Origin of the sequence: Nonomuraea rhizosphaerae, assembly GCF_019396405.1 — a bacterium.
Classification (GTDB): domain Bacteria; phylum Actinomycetota; class Actinomycetes; order Streptosporangiales; family Streptosporangiaceae; genus Nonomuraea; species Nonomuraea rhizosphaerae.
In genome coordinates this window covers 1-714 of record NZ_JAHKRL010000008.1, presented here as the reverse complement: position 1 = coordinate 714, position 714 = coordinate 1, and the positions used below count along the sequence as shown (strand labels likewise).

General features: G+C 63.0%; 1 pseudogene. It reads right to left on the bottom strand.

Going from position 1 to position 714, the window contains the following annotated elements:
- Positions 1-714: pseudogene (locus KME77_RS00505) on the bottom strand (DNA-directed RNA polymerase subunit beta); the annotation flags it as partial.

Genomic DNA, 714 nt, shown 5'->3' with positions numbered 1-714 from the left:
CTCACCCGGACGCAGCTTGCGGTAGATGTCCAGCAACGCGTCGTCCTGGCCCGCCGTGTGGTCCTTCTCCAGCGTGGCGCGCATCGACTCGTACTGCCCGAAACGCTCCAAGATGGCGTCGCTGGTCCAGCCGAGCGCCTTGAGCAGGACGGTGACCGGCTGCTTGCGCTTGCGGTCGATGCGCACGCCGACGCTGTCACGCTTGTCGATCTCGAACTCCAGCCAGGCGCCCCGCGACGGGATCACCTTGCATGCATAGAGGTCCTTGTCGGAGGTCTTGTCGAGATTGCGCTCGAAGTAGACGCCCGGCGAACGGGTCAGCTGCGAGACCACGACCCGCTCGGTGCCGTTGACGATGAAGGTGCCCTTCGGCGTCATGAGCGGGAAGTCACCCATGAACACCGTCTGACTCTTGATCTCACCGGTGGTGTTATTGATGAACTCCGCCGTCACGAACATCGGGGCGGAGAAGGTCATGTCCTTGTCCTTGCACTCGTCCACCGAGTACTTGGGCGGCTCGAACCGATGATCACGGAACGACAAGGACATGGTCCCCGAGAAGTCCTCGATCGGACTGATCTCCTCGAGAATCTCCTCAAGACCCGACTGCAACGGGACGTCCCTGCGCCCGGCCTGACGGGCCGCCTCCACCCGGGCCTTCCATCTGTCGTTGCCCAGCAACCAGTCGAACGACTCGGTCTGCAGGGCAAGAAG